The 16,794-nt window shown below is 35.6% G+C and carries 16 protein-coding genes; 8 read left to right on the forward strand and 8 right to left on the reverse strand.

The window, feature by feature from the left end; translation table 11 throughout:
- Window positions 1-48 precede the first annotated feature (48 nt).
- Window positions 49-1,446 carry a tRNA uridine-5-carboxymethylaminomethyl(34) synthesis GTPase MnmE gene (gene mnmE / locus YQ22_RS15105; RefSeq protein WP_071341852.1) on the reverse strand — a complete coding sequence of 466 codons (1,398 nt, stop codon included), beginning with the start codon at window positions 1,444-1,446 and terminating at the stop codon, window positions 49-51.
- A 111-nt stretch (window positions 1,447-1,557) separates the two neighbouring features.
- Between mnmE and YQ22_RS15110 the strand changes: the two genes are divergently transcribed.
- Window positions 1,558-1,965, forward strand: a complete 408-nt coding sequence (locus YQ22_RS15110) for a hypothetical protein (protein WP_071341853.1) — start codon at window positions 1,558-1,560, stop codon at window positions 1,963-1,965.
- A 72-nt stretch (window positions 1,966-2,037) separates the two neighbouring features.
- Window positions 2,038-2,406: a DUF4870 domain-containing protein gene (locus YQ22_RS15115; RefSeq protein ID WP_058103241.1), complete on the forward strand. Its 369-nt coding sequence runs from the start codon at window positions 2,038-2,040 to the stop codon at window positions 2,404-2,406.
- A gap of 72 nt (window positions 2,407-2,478) precedes the next feature.
- Here YQ22_RS15115 and dnaN read toward each other — a convergent pair whose 3' ends face one another.
- Window positions 2,479-3,597: a DNA polymerase III subunit beta gene (gene dnaN, locus YQ22_RS15120; RefSeq protein WP_058103240.1), complete on the reverse strand. Its 1,119-nt coding sequence runs from the start codon at window positions 3,595-3,597 to the stop codon at window positions 2,479-2,481.
- A 277-nt stretch (window positions 3,598-3,874) separates the two neighbouring features.
- Window positions 3,875-4,705: an SAM hydrolase/SAM-dependent halogenase family protein gene (locus YQ22_RS15125; RefSeq protein ID WP_071341854.1), complete on the reverse strand. Its 831-nt coding sequence runs from the start codon at window positions 4,703-4,705 to the stop codon at window positions 3,875-3,877.
- A 130-nt stretch (window positions 4,706-4,835) separates the two neighbouring features.
- On the opposite strand from YQ22_RS15125, the gene YQ22_RS15130 reads away from it, so the two are divergent.
- On the forward strand, window positions 4,836-5,789 hold the full coding sequence (locus YQ22_RS15130) for a PhoH family protein (protein ID WP_058103238.1): 954 nt from the start codon (window positions 4,836-4,838) through the stop codon (window positions 5,787-5,789).
- 7 nt (window positions 5,790-5,796) lie between these two features.
- The gene (locus tag YQ22_RS15135) at window positions 5,797-6,753 is read left to right on the forward strand and encodes a phosphoribosylaminoimidazolesuccinocarboxamide synthase (RefSeq protein WP_071341855.1); all 957 of its coding nucleotides are present in this window, start codon (window positions 5,797-5,799) and stop codon (window positions 6,751-6,753) included.
- Window positions 6,754-6,755: 2 nt separating this feature from the next.
- On the opposite strand, the gene YQ22_RS15140 is transcribed toward YQ22_RS15135, so the two are convergent.
- From YQ22_RS15140 to YQ22_RS15150, 3 genes are all read right to left on the reverse strand, one after another.
- Window positions 6,756-7,412: a 3'-5' exonuclease gene (locus tag YQ22_RS15140; RefSeq protein WP_071341856.1), complete on the reverse strand. Its 657-nt coding sequence runs from the start codon at window positions 7,410-7,412 to the stop codon at window positions 6,756-6,758.
- Window positions 7,412-9,331 carry a DUF294 nucleotidyltransferase-like domain-containing protein gene (locus YQ22_RS15145; protein WP_071341857.1) on the reverse strand — a complete coding sequence of 640 codons (1,920 nt, stop codon included), beginning with the start codon at window positions 9,329-9,331 and terminating at the stop codon, window positions 7,412-7,414. Before YQ22_RS15145 ends, YQ22_RS15140 begins: the two co-directional genes overlap by 1 nt.
- A gap of 86 nt (window positions 9,332-9,417) precedes the next feature.
- On the reverse strand, window positions 9,418-10,842 hold the full coding sequence (locus YQ22_RS15150) for an L-serine ammonia-lyase (protein WP_071342615.1): 1,425 nt from the start codon (window positions 10,840-10,842) through the stop codon (window positions 9,418-9,420).
- Window positions 10,843-11,028: 186 nt separating this feature from the next.
- Here YQ22_RS15150 and dnaK point away from each other — a divergent pair, with 186 nt between their 5' ends.
- Together dnaK and YQ22_RS15160 are read left to right on the forward strand one after the other, a co-directional pair.
- Window positions 11,029-12,933 (forward strand): molecular chaperone DnaK, encoded by a 1,905-nt coding sequence (gene dnaK, locus YQ22_RS15155; RefSeq protein ID WP_071341858.1) that lies wholly within the window; start codon window positions 11,029-11,031, stop codon window positions 12,931-12,933.
- A gap of 102 nt (window positions 12,934-13,035) precedes the next feature.
- The gene (locus YQ22_RS15160) at window positions 13,036-13,965 is read left to right on the forward strand and encodes a hypothetical protein (protein WP_071341859.1); all 930 of its coding nucleotides are present in this window, start codon (window positions 13,036-13,038) and stop codon (window positions 13,963-13,965) included.
- A gap of 2 nt (window positions 13,966-13,967) precedes the next feature.
- Here the strand turns inward: YQ22_RS15160 and YQ22_RS15165 are convergent, their stop codons facing one another.
- Both YQ22_RS15165 and YQ22_RS15170 read right to left on the reverse strand, forming a co-directional pair.
- The gene (locus YQ22_RS15165) at window positions 13,968-14,525 is read right to left on the reverse strand and encodes a GNAT family N-acetyltransferase (protein ID WP_071341860.1); all 558 of its coding nucleotides are present in this window, start codon (window positions 14,523-14,525) and stop codon (window positions 13,968-13,970) included.
- Window positions 14,525-15,166, reverse strand: coding sequence for an alpha/beta hydrolase (locus tag YQ22_RS15170; protein ID WP_071341861.1), 642 nt, complete (start codon window positions 15,164-15,166; stop codon window positions 14,525-14,527). Before YQ22_RS15170 ends, YQ22_RS15165 begins: the two co-directional genes overlap by 1 nt.
- A gap of 63 nt (window positions 15,167-15,229) precedes the next feature.
- On the opposite strand from YQ22_RS15170, the gene YQ22_RS15175 reads away from it, so the two are divergent.
- On the forward strand, window positions 15,230-15,652 hold the full coding sequence (locus YQ22_RS15175) for a PaaI family thioesterase (protein ID WP_058104270.1): 423 nt from the start codon (window positions 15,230-15,232) through the stop codon (window positions 15,650-15,652).
- 1 nt (window position 15,653) lies between these two features.
- Window positions 15,654-16,766 (forward strand): chorismate-binding protein, encoded by a 1,113-nt coding sequence (locus tag YQ22_RS15180; RefSeq protein ID WP_071341862.1) that lies wholly within the window; start codon window positions 15,654-15,656, stop codon window positions 16,764-16,766.
- The last annotated feature ends 28 nt before the right edge of the window (window positions 16,767-16,794 follow it).

The following is a 16,794-nucleotide window of genomic DNA, read 5'->3' on the forward strand; positions in this document are numbered from 1 at the left end:
ACAGTTATAAATAACGTTTTACATGTATTAATAATGAAAAGTGATGTTTTACTTCCCGATACAAAAATTAGCGAAAATATTTCCTAACAACTCATCATTAGTTACTTGACCGGTAATCTCACCTAAATGATAAAGTGCTTCGCGAACGTCAATAGCCATTAAATCACTTGAAATTTCAGCTTTCATACCAAACTGCACTTTTTCTATTTCTTCTAAAGCTTTTAAAAGGGAGTTGTAATGGCGGGTATTGGTGACAATGGTTTCATTATTTCTGAGCGCTCCTGTATTTACAAATTCCAAAAGGCTGTTTTGTAAATCTTCTACACCTTCACCTGTTTTTGCGGATAGGTATTTTACTTCGTCTAAATGAGATGTAATGTTTTCTTTATCCTTTTCAGAAAGGGTATCGGCTTTATTTACTAGAAGAACCAAGGGCTTTAACGGATTCTTATTTTTTATTTTTTCAAAATCGATAACAGTGTTTTTTAACTTTTGGTCATTTACCAGAAGTTTTGATCCATCAACGAGTAATAAAATAACTTGTGCTTGTTCAATTTTTTCAAAGGTTTTTTTAATCCCCATTCCTTCCACAACATCTTCGGTTTCCCTAATTCCGGCAGTATCAATAAACCTAAAGCCTATACCGCCAATAGAAATTTCGTCTTCAATGGTGTCTCTGGTGGTTCCTGCTATATCGGACACCAAGGCACGCTCTTCATTTAAAAATGCATTCAATAGTGTAGATTTACCCACATTTGGCTCTCCTACAATTGCAACAGGTATTCCGTTTTTTATCACATTACCAACAGCAAAAGAGTCAATCAATCCTTGAAGTACCTTTTGAATTCTACCCAATAATTCTTTGAATGCGGTACGATCGGCAAATTCTACATCTTCTTCTGAAAAATCGAGTTCTAATTCTATTAATGAGGCAAAATTGAGAAGCTCTGTACGTAAATGTTTTATTTCATTGCTGAAACCCCCACGCATTTGTTGCATGGCAATTTGATGGCTTGCTGCATTATCACTAGAAATAAGATCAGCTACTGCTTCTGCCTGACTTAGATCCATTTTTCCGTTAAGAAAGGCACGTAACGTAAACTCTCCAGGGTCTGCGGTTCTGCAACCATTTCTAAGAAATAATTGAATGATCTGCTGCTGAATATATGGGGAGCCGTGACAAGATATTTCTATGACGTTTTCGCCTGTGTATGAATGCGGATCTTTAAAAATAGAAACAAGGGCTTGGTCCATAACATTTTCACCATCCATGATATAACCTAAATGAATGGTATGACTCTTTTGCTCTTTAAGAATTTTGCCTGATGCAGACTTAAAGTGCTTAGACGCAATTGTGATGGCATCTGGACCAGAAAGTCTTATGACCGCAATTGCTCCTGCCCCTGCAGGAGTGGCCAATGCTATGATAGTTTCCGTTTTAATCATCGTGCAAAAATAATCATTTAATAACTGTTCTTCTTTTCTTATTTTACTGGTATTTTGTTTTCAGTATTCATTTATACAGTAATTTTACACGGTTTAAATTTTAATCAGAAAATGAAAAAAGTATTTGTTTTAGTTGTATTTATGTTTGTTTCTATTACAGGTGTTGCTCAAAGTGATACTGATGGTTCTTCTACCGAGATTACTATAGAGGAACAGAAAGAAATGGAAGAGGTTAAAAAGAAAGTAGAAAAAGCGGAGGCGAAAGCCAAGAAAGAAAAGAAAGAAGCTGCTGAGAAAAAAAAGCAGGAGAAACTTCAAAAGCAGATCAAATCGAAAGAGAAATCTATTTCTAGTGAAAAGAAGCAAATTGAAAAGTTACAGTCTCAATTAGAGAAAGGAAAGTTAAAAGGTACGCTCTCTCCGGTCGATATTCAGAAAAAAGAAGATAAGATAGCTAAGGGTCAAATGAAGATCATGAAAGAGCAAGAAAAATTAAAAAAACTGAATAGAAAATTATAATTTTTTCTTTTTTGTAACAATTACGGGGGTTGTGCGTCTTATTTATAGTATTCATCATTAAATCAATCAAAAATGGAACTAGTAAATAAAAACGCAGTCGCAGTACGTGAAGACCGAAATCTATTGGTCATAACGCATTTATCTCAATATTTGGATTTTGTAACAGGCTTTGGCGGACTTCTTGTGCCGTTGGTAATTTGGTTAACCACCAAAGACACGGTTATAGGAATGAATGAACATGGTAAGTCTGTAATTAATTTTCAATTATCATTGATTTTGTATCTTATAATTGGTATTCCTGGTATTTTATTATTTGGACTTGGAATCTTGTTGTTGGTTTTTGCAGGAATTTTATCTTTGGTAATGCCTGCTATTAACGCCATAAGAGCTAGTAACGGAGAATCGCCAAGTTATTTTGGTACCATACGTTTTATCTCATAAGCTAATTTATAAAGAAATAAAAAAAGGGTCAGTTTAAAAACTGACCCTTTTTACTATTTTAAACTTAGGAAATTAACTGTTCAACATAACAGGCATTACCAACATGGTTACATATTCACCTTCATCCAAACCGTCTGAAGGAGTAAGTATACCGGCACGGTTTGGTAAACTCATTTCTAAAGAAACTTCGTCAGAACTTAAGTTGTTCAGCATTTCAGTTAAAAATCTTGAGTTAAATCCTATTTGCATATCATCGCCTTGGTAAGAACACGTTAATCTTTCTTCTGCCTTGTTAGAGTAATCAATATCTTCTGCGGAAATGTTCAATTCAGCACCGGCAATTTTTAATCTGATCTGGTGCGTTGTTTTATTTGAGAAAATAGAAACCCTTCTTACTGAACTTAAGAATTGATTTCTGGCTATTGTAAGTTTGTTTGGATTCTCTTTAGGTATTACCGCTTCATAGTTTGGATACTTACCATCGATCAATCTACAGATAAGCTCTGTGTCTTCAAAACTGAACTTGGCATTACTTTCATTGTATTCTATAAGAACGTCAGATTCGCTGCCCGCCAAAATTCCCTTTAATAAGGTTAAAGGTTTTTTGGGCATAATGAATTCTGCTACCTGTGAGGCTCTAACATCTGTACGTTGATATTTTACCAATTTGTGAGCATCTGTTGCTACAAAAGTTAAATTCTCTGGTGAAAATTGAAAGAAAACACCGCTCATTACAGGTCTTAGGTCATCATTACCGGCAGCAAAAATGGTTTTGTTGATAGCAGTGGCAAGAATATCTCCAAGTAACGTTGTTGAACTAGGGCTAGTTAATTCCACAGCTTTTGGAAATTCTGCTCCATCGGCATATGCTAAGGCATATTTACCGTGATTAGAACTAATTTCTACGGTATTGTTATCTTCAACAACAAATGTCAAAGGTTGTTCCGGAAAAGTTTTCAACGTTTCTAAAAGTAATCTGGCAGGTACTGCAATGGTTCCCTCGTTATCCGAATCTACCGTTATAACGGAACTCATAGTGGTTTCTAGGTCAGACGCTGATACAGTTAGTTTGTCCTTTTGCAAGTCGAACAGGAAATTATCCAGTATTGGTAATGTATTACTGTTGTTGATTACACCTCCTAATATTTGGAGTTGTTTTAGCAAATAGGTACTTGAAACTATAAATTTCATTCTTTAAATTTTATTGATATTGTTCCTGAAATCATCAAGAAAAATAGGTTTTAATCCTTAATGTTGGCAGTTTTCATTATCAACAAAGATATTTTAATTGCCCTTTTTAAGGAAACAAACTTATTAACAGTTTGTTGTTGGTCAAGGTACGGTATACTACTAGTTTTTACGGCATTATGCTCATATAATTTTCATAAGTACATTAGTTATTAACTTTTACCGTTTTGAGATTTATTAAAAGTAGACCTGTTAAAACAAAATATTTCTGTTTGTAAGGCTACTCAAAATCTACCATGATCGTATCCCTGTAATCTAATCCTAATAGGGTAGAGGCTCCGCCTACGGTAGTAAGGTTACTTTTAAATATTGCCAATTCTATATAGTTAGATGAATTAAATATCGCCAATAAATCTCCTGCACTTTTTCTCTGGCTCTTCTCTAAACTGTAATCTATAAAATCATTATATGCTTTATGGATCGTGTTTATTTTATGGTTACGAACCAATAGCGTATACGGTCTATCTTTGCGATAAGCGTCAAATAGATTTTTTCTAATATTAGTTACCACATTGCCATAGTTGTCTATATAAATGACACTGCCAATAATTTTCTTGCCTTCTTCGGTAATTCTAGGTGAAAACTCCCTTAGGTCCCTTAGTTCGGTAAATGGCTTGCCTACCAATTCTAAAGTACCTCCACGGGCTACATGACAGGCAACTTGTATAAAGACATTTAGCACGGGAAAAGAATTTGCAATGGAATCCGGTAAATTTATTTCAAACACTTTTTCCGGTGTCATTTCAGAAGTAATCAACCCTATAACACCGGTATTTGCACTTATAAAATAATGACCGTTTACCAATGCTACAATATGTTTATTGTCCGGGGTTTCTTCTGAGTCTACACCAACTATATGTATAGTACCTTTGGGAAAACTATTGTATGAATTAGATAGCACGTAGGCACATTCTTGAATATTGAATGGCATGATGTCATGCGAAATATCAACAATTTTAGCATCGGGCAATTCGGTATATATGGAGCCTTTCAATACAGCTACAAAGTGATCTTTAAGTCCAAAATCTGTTGTGAGGGTAATTATTGCCATACAGCAATGTTGATATGTTTTTGGTTAGTCAAACTTAAAATTTGCTTAAATTTGATATACAAAACTAAACAAAAAAACAGCGATTAGAAATTAATATTCGCTAACTATAAATCATTATAAAAACGACTGTTTGAACGAGATAATTCTAGAACTTACCGAAATTAGCCCAAGAGAATTTTTTGGGCAGCAAAATGAGCATATTGATTTATTGAAAAAGTACTTTCCGAAGTTGAAGATTGTTGCCCGTGGCAATAAGATAAAGGCTTTTGGGGACGAAGAACTTCTGGAAGAGTTTGAGAGGCGGTTTGATATGCTTACACAGCATTTCATCAAGTACAATAAATTAGATGAAAATAGCATTGAACGTGTACTTACCAGCTCTGATGACGAAGAATTGAAATCTTCAAAGAATAGTGGTGAAACTTTGGTGCATGGTGTTAGCGGTAGGTTGATTAAGGCACAGACAGCCAACCAACGTCGCTTGGTAGATGCTTCTAAAAAGAATGATATGGTTTTTGCCATTGGACCTGCCGGAACTGGTAAAACTTACACCGGTGTTGCGCTTGCGGTAAAAGCTTTAAAAGAAAAACAGGTTAAAAAAATTATATTGACCAGACCAGCGGTTGAAGCTGGTGAAAACTTAGGTTTTTTACCAGGTGATTTAAAGGAAAAGCTAGATCCTTATATGCAGCCTTTGTATGACGCGTTAAGGGATATGATCCCGGCGGAGAAGTTGGTGCATTATATCGAAAACGGAACCATACAAATTGCCCCAATGGCCTTTATGCGTGGTAGAACCTTGGATAATGCCTTTGTTATATTAGATGAGGCGCAGAATACTACCCATGCCCAAATGAAAATGTTTTTGACTAGAATGGGTAGAAATGCACGATTTTTAATAACTGGTGATCCAGGACAAATAGATTTACCACGTAGAACCATTTCTGGATTAAAGGAAGCTTTACTTATTTTAAACAATGTAGAGGGTATAGAAGTTATATATCTAGATGACAAAGATGTAATACGCCATAAGTTGGTTAAAAAAGTTATCGACGCGTATAAAACTATAGAACATCACAATTAAAAATTTCATGGCAAATAATACTATTTACGAAACAGAATTTAATTTTCCTGGTCAAAAAGATGTCTATAAGGGCAAGGTACGATCGGTATACACATTAGAAAATGATAGGTTGGTAATGATAGCGACCGATAGGTTGTCTGCATTTGATGTGGTTATGCCCAAGGGAATTCCTTATAAAGGGCAGATTTTGAATCAAATTGCAACTCAAATGATGGCATCTACCGAAGATATTGTGCCTAATTGGCTAACGGCAACACCTGACCCAAATGTAGCAGTAGGCGTATCTTGTGAGCCTTTCAAAATTGAAATGGTTATTCGTGGATATTTATCTGGTCATGCCGCTAGGGAATATAAATTGGGCAAAAGAATGCTTTGTGGGGTTGCAATGCCAGACGGAATGAAGGAAAACGATAAATTTCCCAATCCGATAATTACACCTGCGACCAAAGCGGAAATGGGTGATCATGATGAGGATATTTCTAAAGAGGATATTTTAAGTAAAGGGATTGTCTCTAAAGAGGATTATGCCTTACTGGAGAAATATACCTATGCTCTTTTTGAAAGAGGCACAAAAATAGCTGCAGACAGAGGTTTGATTTTAGTGGATACCAAATATGAATTTGGAAAAACCAAAGAAGGTGAAATTGTACTGATAGATGAAATACATACCCCAGATTCTTCAAGGTACTTTTATTCTGAAGGGTATAAGGAAAGACAAGATGCCAATGAGCCTCAAAAACAATTGTCAAAAGAGTTTGTAAGACAATGGTTGATTGCCAATAATTTTCAAGGTTTGGAAGGACAGACGGTACCTGAGATGTCAGATGAGTATATTGAATCGGTTTCGGAAAGATATATTGAATTATATGAGCATATCACCGGAGAACCTTTTGTAAAGGCAGACACTACGCATATTCATGATAGAATCAACAGAAACGTTTTAAATTATCTTGAGAGTCTATAGTGTTACCTGATCAAAGATTTGAACGTAAAGTTTTTCTTTTCTTTTAATCTTGAAATGATTTTTAAAAAGGTGACTGCTGTTATGTAAGCATCGCCTAATGCAGTATGCCTATCTTTTTTAGAGATAGAGAACTTTTCTGCAAGCTCATCTAATGAATACTGGGCTTTGGGCTGCACCAAATAAGATTTTAAAAGGGTTTTCTTATAAATTACACCGGTATCCAAGACCTTGTTTTTTAATTTGGGTAAACCATGCCTTTCTAATGCAGTATTTAGCATCCCCATATCAAAACCTGCATGGTGCGCAACGATAATGGCATTGCCAACATAGGCCAAGAATTTTTCTAAGGCTAAAATTTCTTTAATACATTCTCGTTGTCCATTTTTCAATAAACCGTGAACAGGAACGGTTTCTTTATTGAATTTTTCTTGTTCCAAATAAATATCAAAGACTTCCTGTACAGAGATGGTTTCCTTTTTAACCTTCACAGCACCTATTGAAAGTATTCTGTCTTCTTCAAAACTAAATCCGGTGGTTTCTGTATCAAGTACTACAAAAACAAGTTCATTGAAATTTTTACTTTGAGGTTCTTTAAAGAGGTTCTCGTATTTCAACCAAAAATCAGGTAAATGCTTGGGTGTTTTTTTAAATAGCCTCATTATCCTAAAATATTGGTGACCTTAAAACGAAGCGTGATCAATTCTTGAATTTCTTTTATCGCTTTAAAGGTGCGCTTCAATTTCATTTTTTCTTGCTTTGTCAATTGTTCCAATTCAATAAATCTACCAGAATCATGATGTAAAAGCCCTTGTCTTGTTCTAAATTTAAGTAAAGCCTTTGTAGCGTAAGAACAAGCTAAATATAATTCTTGATTGTTTGGTTCCAACTCCGCCAATTTTTCATAACGCTCCCAAGTGTTGCTAATAGCTTTTACTGAATGCGATAATATTAATACCCTGGCTGCATCTATCAAAGGTCTTAATGCTCTACTTTTTAAATCGAAAAAATCTTTATGCTGTCCATCCTGCTCTACTAAAAACTGTCTAAAGAAGCCGGTGGGTGACGGACTCTGTAATGCGCCATTTGCCAAATGCACCAAGAAAATAGGGTACTTTTCTACAGTTCTAAATATGTGTTCAGACATGTTGTCCAACAAACTTCTTTCTCCATAAGCCAAACTGTAATCAAAAAATATGGATGACATTAATACTTCATTTGGTCCAGGGTTGCTGATCCAGTATGATAGTTTATTTTTCCATTCTTGTAAACTTAAACACCATTTAGGGTTTGATGCCATCATATCTGCAGGGCAATATTCATATCCAATAGTATTTAGTCCTTTGGTTATATGTTTGGCAAGCTCTAAAAAATACGTGGTAGTCTTTGGTAAATCCTCTTCATGCACATCTTCAAAAACTAAGGCATTATCTTGATCAGTATGTAACAATTGTTCACTTCTACCTTGACTTCCTAAAGCCAACCATGCAAAATTGGTTGGTGGTGGGGTGTCCATTTTTGCTATGGATATTTCAACTACTTGTTTTATACAGGTGTCGTTAAGTTCTGAGATAATTTTTGCGATTAACCCTAGTGGAATATTTTGTTCCAAATACCCCGTTAAAAGCACCATAATACTATTTCTGAGCTGCTTTATTTTCTTTATGCGCGTTGTTCGTTTTATGGCTTTAACCAAAACTGCGGGGTTGTCACCCAAGGAAACCATTACGTCATGTTTAGATAATATACCTAAAGCTGGAGTGTTTGGAGTACCGTCTTCGGTGATCACCAAATGACTGATATTACTTTTCATCATAGCCATTTGAGCTTGTGTAATGGTTAGATTTTTTGGGTAGGTTATTACCGGTGAAGCCATAATGGTCTTTACCGATGCGGTTATAGGCTGTTTGCCCGTTATTACCTTATTTCTAAAATCTTTATCTGTTATGATACCTACAGGTAGTTCTTTGCTGACAACAAGAATGGATCCAATTTGCTTTTTGGTCATTATCTCAGCTGCCTTTTGTATGGTAGTACGTGTGGAACAGGTAATCAACTTTTTAGAATAACTAGCTAATTGTAAATCTGGTAGTACTACTTCATTATTGGTTGCTTCACTGTCTTCCGTATCGTAAAGTTGACCTTTTTGACTTTTGGCGTAAGGGTTGCGCGTATTGGAGGCAAAACTCTCCATTAAAAAAATCGTTACTTGCTCGTTCTGTTTTGCAATTGGTTTGAATATGTCTATAGGAATACCATAGATAATAGATTCTTCATGTGCTCTGGCCTCTAATTTGTAGTTTTCATTGGCAAAAAGCGGTCGTAGGCCAAAAATATCGCCTTCATCGCAATAGTCAAGAATATTGGAAGTCGTAGGGTTGTTCAACGTTACCGCGCCCTTATGAACCAAATAGAAATGAGCGTGTTGGTTTTCATCAACAGAGAAAATGATGCTGTTTTTCTCTTTATAAATAATGACTACGTGTTCGGCCAATTGAAATAATGACTTATGGTCAAGTGCGTTGAACGGAGGGTAGTTCTTAATAAAATCCGCTACTCTTTCAGAAATAAGATTTTTCATAAATTAAAGTTAGTGGAATTAAAGATGATAAAAAAAGGTCCAGAGAATGTTTGCGCTTTCATGACAAAAACCAGCTTGTTTTAAGCTTAGCAATCACTTAAGAAAACGCCTACTGCAAGTCCGCCTTCAGAGGTTTCTTTGTATTTAGAGTTCATATCCTTGGCGGTTTCCCACATGGTCTGTACAACTTTATCTAGCGGTACTTTAGCTGCGGAAGGGTCAGAACCCAATGCAAGTTCAGCGGCGTTGATAGCTTTAATGGCTCCCATAGAATTTCTTTCTATACATGGTATCTGTACCAGACCACCTATAGGGTCGCAAGTAAGTCCTAAATGATGCTCCATGGCTATTTCCGCAGCCATGAGAACTTGTTCTGGAGTGCCGCCTAAAAGTTCGGTCAAAGCTCCCGCTGCCATTGCTGACGATACTCCTATCTCTGCTTGGCAACCACCCATGGCCGCTGATATTGTAGCTCCTTTTTTAAAGATACTTCCTATTTCTCCCGCCACTAATAAAAATTGTTTTACATGCTCAAAATTACCGGCATGGTTTTCAATGACCATGTAATACATTAATACGGCAGGTATAACACCTGCACTACCGTTTGTAGGTGCAGTGACTACACGGCCCAAAGAAGCATTTACTTCATTTACACTTAGGGCAAAACAGCTTACCCATTGCAAAATTTGCCTAAATTTTACCTCGGTTTGTCTAATGCTTTGCAACCATTCCTGCGGTGTAGAGTAGGGTAGGTCACTTTTTAATTTGTTATGCATTTCAAATGCCCTGCGCTTAACTTTTAGCCCGCCGGGTAAAGTACCTTCGGTATGGCATCCGGTGTACATGCACTCTAGCATGGTAGACCAAATTCTATCAAGTTCGTGGTCTATGACCTTATCTTCTCTTAAGGAACGTTCATTCTGCAAAACAAGGTCAGATATCTTTAGGTTTTCATTTTTGCAGAACTCAAGTAACTCAGTCCCTTTTTGCACAGGAAAAGGAAATCTTTTGAACATGTCAACTTTGCGCTTGGCATTTTTTCGGTCTTCTCCAATTACAAATCCACCGCCAATAGAATAGTAGGTTTTTGAGATTTTTCTTCCAGATTTCAATTTTGCCTGAAATTTTAGGCCATTAGCATGAAAGGGCAAAAACTTCTTATTGAAAATAATATGCTTGTCCGGATCAAATACAATACTGTACTTACCGTCTAAAAGCAACACATGGTCATTTTTTATTGAAGATATCATAGGATCTATACTTTCAATAGGCACTAATTCCGGATCGGCACCCAATAGCCCTAACATTACTGCGTAGTCTGTGGCATGCCCTTTACCCGTTAATGATAGAGAGCCGTATAAATGTACCTCTACTTCTTCAACGTTTTCAAGATTGTTTTTAGAGTTTAATCGTGCCAACCAACGTTCTGCGGCACGCCATGGTCCAAGAGTATGTGAACTGGAAGGACCAACGCCTATCTTTAACATATCAAAAACACTAATGCTTTCTATCTCCAAATCTTATAAGTTTTGTAGGCTAAGGTACAATGTTTCGGCAACCTTTTACCATACTAAATTGGCATATTTAATTTCCTTTAAAACATAATAATGACATCATGTCAGTTTTTTGTGCTTGGCATATTGTTTGTCATTTACATACCGATTGTAAAATAAAGCACTTAATTTAAAACATATAAAATGAGTAAGATTATAGGAATAGATTTGGGTACTACCAACTCCTGTGTTTCCGTAATGGAAGGTAATGAGCCAGTGGTAATTCCAAATGCAGAAGGAAAAAGAACTACACCATCTGTCATCGCTTTTGTTGATGGTGGTGAAATTAAAGTTGGTGATCCAGCAAAAAGACAAGCGGTAACCAACCCTCATAAAACCATTTATTCTATTAAAAGGTTTATGGGTAATAAATTTTCTGAATCAAGTAAAGAGGCAGGAAGAGTACCTTATAAAGTTGTTAAAGGAGATAATGATACGCCTAGAGTAGATATTGATGGCCGTTTATATTCTCCACAAGAATTATCTGCAATGATTCTTCAGAAAATGAAGAAAACTGCAGAAGACTATTTAGGTCAAGATGTTTCTCGTGCGGTTATTACCGTACCAGCATACTTTAACGATGCACAGAGACAAGCAACCAAAGAAGCTGGTGAAATTGCCGGTTTAACTGTAGAACGTATCATTAACGAACCTACGGCTGCATCTTTGGCTTACGGTATGGATAAAAAAGATACCGACCAGAAAATAGTTGTGTTTGACTTTGGTGGTGGTACACATGATGTATCTATATTGGAGTTGGGCGATGGAGTATTTGAAGTATTGGCTACTGATGGTGATACACACTTAGGTGGTGATGACGTAGATCAAAAAATCATTGACTGGTTGGCAGAAGAGTTCAAGGCTGAAGAAAGCTTGGACCTAAGAGAAGACTCTATGGCGTTACAACGTTTACGAGAGGCTGCTGAAAAAGCTAAGATAGAATTGTCTTCATCTGCACAAACGGAAATTAACTTGCCTTACGTTACCGCAACTGCTTCTGGACCTAAGCACTTAGTAAGAACTTTGACTAGATCTAAATTTGAGCAATTGATTGCTGATTTGGTAAAGAGAACTATTGAGCCATGTGAAACTGCTATGAAAGCAGCGGGACTTTCTAAGAGCGATATTGATGAGATTATCCTAGTTGGTGGTTCTACTAGAATACCAGCGGTACAAGAAGCTGTTGAGAAATTCTTTGGTAAAAAACCTTCTAAAGGTGTAAACCCAGATGAGGTTGTTGCTATTGGAGCAGCTATTCAAGGTGGTGTTTTAACTGGTGATGTTAAGGATGTATTGTTATTAGACGTTACACCACTTTCATTAGGTATTGAAACTATGGGTAGTGTAATGACAAAGCTGATTGAAGCTAACACTACAATACCAACGAAAAAATCTCAGGTGTTCTCTACGGCAGCGGATAACCAACCATCGGTTGAAATTCATGTATTGCAAGGGGAAAGACCTATGGCAAATGATAACAAGACCATTGGTAGATTCCATTTAGATGGTATTCCACCAGCAAAGAGAGGTACTCCACAAATTGAAGTAACTTTTGACATCGATGCTAATGGTATTATTAAGGTTTCTGCAACTGATAAGGCTACAGGTAAATCTCAAGATATTCGTATCGAAGCTTCTTCTGGATTAACTGAAGAGGAAATCAAAAAGATGAAAGCAGAAGCAGAAGCTAATGCCGAGTCTGATAAGAAAGCGAAGGAAACTGCCGATAAGCTAAATGAGGCCGATGGTATGATTTTCCAAACTGAGAAGCAACTTGAGGAATTTGGCGATAAATTATCTGATGATAAGAAAAAGCCGATAGAAGAAGCTTTAACAGAGTTGAAAGCAGCATATGAGACAAAAGATATAGCCGTAATTACTCCTGCTTTAGATAAAATCAACGAAGCTTGGAAAGTTGCATCTGAAGAGATGTATAAAGCACAAGCTGAAGCTCAAGGTGGTGGTGCTCCTCAAGGAGAGCCAACTGCAGACGGTGGTGCTTCTGAAGGTGATAATGTTGAAGACGTTGACTTCGAAGAAGTAAAGTAATATAACTTTAACTTGATATATAAAAGGGGCGGTATTTACCGCCCCTTTTTACTTTTACGGTAATTTATTTTAAACCACATATTATTAAAGTAATTTTACAGTATGATAAGAAAATACTTTCAGACATTTTTAATTGTTTTCATTTCGATTATAGGGACAATACAAAGTCAAGAGATTCAAATTTTCACTGTTGAAGATATTGATTTGACGGGTAACGTAAAAAAGTGTTTGGTAAGCACCGACTACGGTAAAGAGGAATATGACTTTAATAAAAATGGTCTTTTGACAAAATTGGTTACCAGATATAATGATCAAGATTATGACGTGGTTTATTACAAGTACGGTAAAGGGGAGTTGTTAGAAAAGCGCTCTGAATCATACAGAAATAATACTTTTGATGCCAGTACGTCAATAGCTCATTTCTATGAAATAGATTCTACGGATAACCTTAAAATACAAGAACGGATATTTTCTTATGATAAACAGTTTTTAGATGAGTACATCTATTATTATGACGAGTTTGGTGATTTAATTAGCATTAAAAGAACTAACAATGATGGTACGGATATTACCCAAATAGAGCATAAGAAGTTTAAAGGTGAGAATACGGTGACCTATCTATTGAACGAAGTACCTTTAAAATCTATTCGTACATCTACTTTAAAGCCTAAGAATAAACCGGTACAAAAAGTTGTGTTGACCAAAGAGTATTTAAATGGTGAAGAGAATTTCGCTTTTGAAGAGGTTTATAGTTTAGATGGTAAGTTAATGGCTGAACAGGAATTTGAATATGATGGTGCTACTGAAAAATTTGTACCTACTACTAGAACTACTTATGAATACGATGAGAAGGGAATGTTGGTAACCGAAACTGCAAAGAGAGGAGCGGGAATCATAAAAAAGGAATACATCTACCAATACGATAATTCAGAGTTTGGCAACTGGGTAAAACAAATAGTGACACCTGATAATACCTATACTACTAGAAAAATAACCTATTACCCACAAGTGTCCAAAACGGTTGAAGAATAATACTATTGATTTTTCTTTATCCATTCAGTACGCAGTAAACCATAACAACACGTGTTTCTTTTAAAGCCATCTAAGAGGTAGACATCCTTTCTTAAAGTACCTTCTAAAACACATCCTAGTTTTTCTACTGCTTTTCTAGATGCGGTATTACGCTCATCTACACGAAATTCCACTTTTTCAAAATCTAAAGTGGTAAAGGCATAATCAAGCATTAATTTTTTCATTTCCGTATTTAACCCAGTACCCTGAAATTCACGACCTATCCATGTAGAACCTATATGTAATACTTTGTTTTTATAATTCATATTCATATAACGGGTGCATCCGGCATAAACGCCTTGCTTTTTATCATATATTATGAATGGAATGCTAGTGCCTGCCACTAATTGTTGTAAAGCTATTGTTATATAATTTTTTAAGCTGTTGGGCGTAGCAATATCGGACGGAGAATATTGAACTAAATTTTTTTGAGATGCTATAGGTATCAATACTTTGTAGTTATCCATTGTTAATGGACTTAACCTTAGCCTTTCATTTTCTAGAGTTACTTGACCTTTCATTATACTAACTGAATTATAATTTCTTTTTTTACTTCATGTACACCGTCAAAACTTATATGTTGAATATTATCTCCAAATAACAGTTGAATTTTTTCGCTTTCTTTTGATAATCTTTCAGGACTAAGATATTGGTCTTTATCTCCAATAATAGATATGACTTTGGTGTCTTTGTTTAAAAAGTTGAAATCTTGTTTCTTGAGTTCATTGGGCAAACCACCTGCGTAGATAATCAATTTTGAACATTGAAGTTTAGAATAAGCCAGATACCTTGTAGCTATTGAAACTCCTTGAGAAAATCCGAAAAAAATAATCTCACAATGTTCTGGGAAATTTTCGTTTTCCAATACCGCATCAATATAATTAAAAACGTTTATGGTTTCCAATGATGTATTTTCTTTGGTCAACCAACTTGCCCCCACATGTTTGTATTCATTTTTTAAATAGTATTTAGAAGGTGCTTGGGGTGCAATAATATAATTTTCTTCTTTGGGTAGGTCTGCAAAATATTTAAGGAAAAAACGGCTTAAATACCCAATGCCATGGAAAACTAACCAGACACGTTTTGTTTGGCTATTTAATTCATTTAAAGTCTCATATGTATTGGTGGTATGATATGAGACGTTTTTAACTTTCTTGTTCATGTATTTGCAATTCTTCTTAGCTTTTCAATTGGTAATGTAATGCTTAATTTTACAAAAAAAAGGATGAACGACTACAAAGAAAAAATTTTAAAGATCTGTAACGAAACTTCTAAGAATACCTTAATGGAAACATTGGATATTGAGTACATAGATGTTGGGGAAGATTTTTTATTGGCTAAAATGCCTGTTACGTCAAAAGTTCATCAGCCCGACGGTGTTCTCCATGGTGGTGCGTCTGTAGCATTGGCAGAAAGTGTTGGTAGTGCGGCATCCTATATATTTTTGGATGGAAACAAGTACTTTGTAAGAGGTTTGGAAATTGCAGCAAATCATGTAAAAAGCATAAAGGATGGTTTTGTTTATGCAAAAGCTACCATTTTACACAAGGGAAGAACCACACAACTGTGGGAAATAAAAATAACCAATGAAGCAGATCAATTAATCTCGCTTTGTAAACTAACTACAATAGCATTACCCAAAAGCTAGTATGCCGCAAGAACTTTTTGATCAAGTTGAAACCTGTTTAAAAGAACAGTTACCATTTATATTGTATAGAAAGCCCAATAACGCTGAACTCATTGGGATATTTCAAAGTAACGATGAGGTTCACTATGTAAAAGATTTTACAGAAACAGGTTTCGTTTTTGCACCCTTTAATTTAAATGACAATGCCATATTGTTAAAGATGGATGTTGTTATTAAAGCTTTGTATGAGCAAAGTGAGATAAATGATCTTAACCAAAATGTGTCAGTAGCGTACAATGAAATAGAAAAACTTAGATATCTTAATTTGGTTTCATCTGCAATTAAAACTATTGACAAAGGTGATTTTAACAAGGTAGTATTGTCTCGTAAAATTGAGGTTGAATTTAAAGAAGACGTATTAGAGGTATACCAACATTTGTTGAATACTTATAAAAAAGCATTTTGTTACTTCTGGTATCATCCAAAAATTGGTTCCTGGATGGGGGCAACGCCAGAAATACTGGTAAAAAGAAAAGGTTCTCAATTTTCTACTATGTCGCTTGCGGGCACACAGAACTCTTATAAATCTGAAATGCCAAAGTGGTCTAAGAAAGAATTAGACGAACAACAATTGGTGACAGATTATATCCTAAATGCTTTAAAGGAAAAAACGGTTTCATTAAAAAGCTCTGAAAGAGAATCTGTTAGAGCTGGTCAACTTTGGCATCTTAGAACGGAAATAAAAGGTACTTTTTCTCCTAAAAATTTTGGTACTGTATTAAAAGCACTGCACCCAACACCGGCTGTATGCGGTACACCTTTGGCTAGCGCCAAGGAATTTATTTTGAACAATGAGATGTACGATCGCTCGTTTTATACAGGTTTTCTTGGGGAGTTGAATATTCAAGAAGAAGTGTCAAGAAACAGAAATAGAAAAAATCAAGAAAACAGTGCCTACCGAAGTGTTGCAAAAACATCAGAGCTTTTTGTGAATTTACGATGTATGCAATTGCTGAAAGATAAAGCGGCTATTTATGTAGGTGGTGGTATCACAAAAGATTCCAATCCAGAAAGTGAGTGGGAAGAAACCACTTTAAAAAGCATGACAATGCTTCGTGTATTAAGCGGTAATTAGGCACGCAATTTTTGGTATATAATCGGCA

This window comes from Maribacter sp. 1_2014MBL_MicDiv, assembly GCF_001865655.1.
Classification (GTDB): Bacteria; Bacteroidota; Bacteroidia; order Flavobacteriales; family Flavobacteriaceae; genus Maribacter; species Maribacter dokdonensis.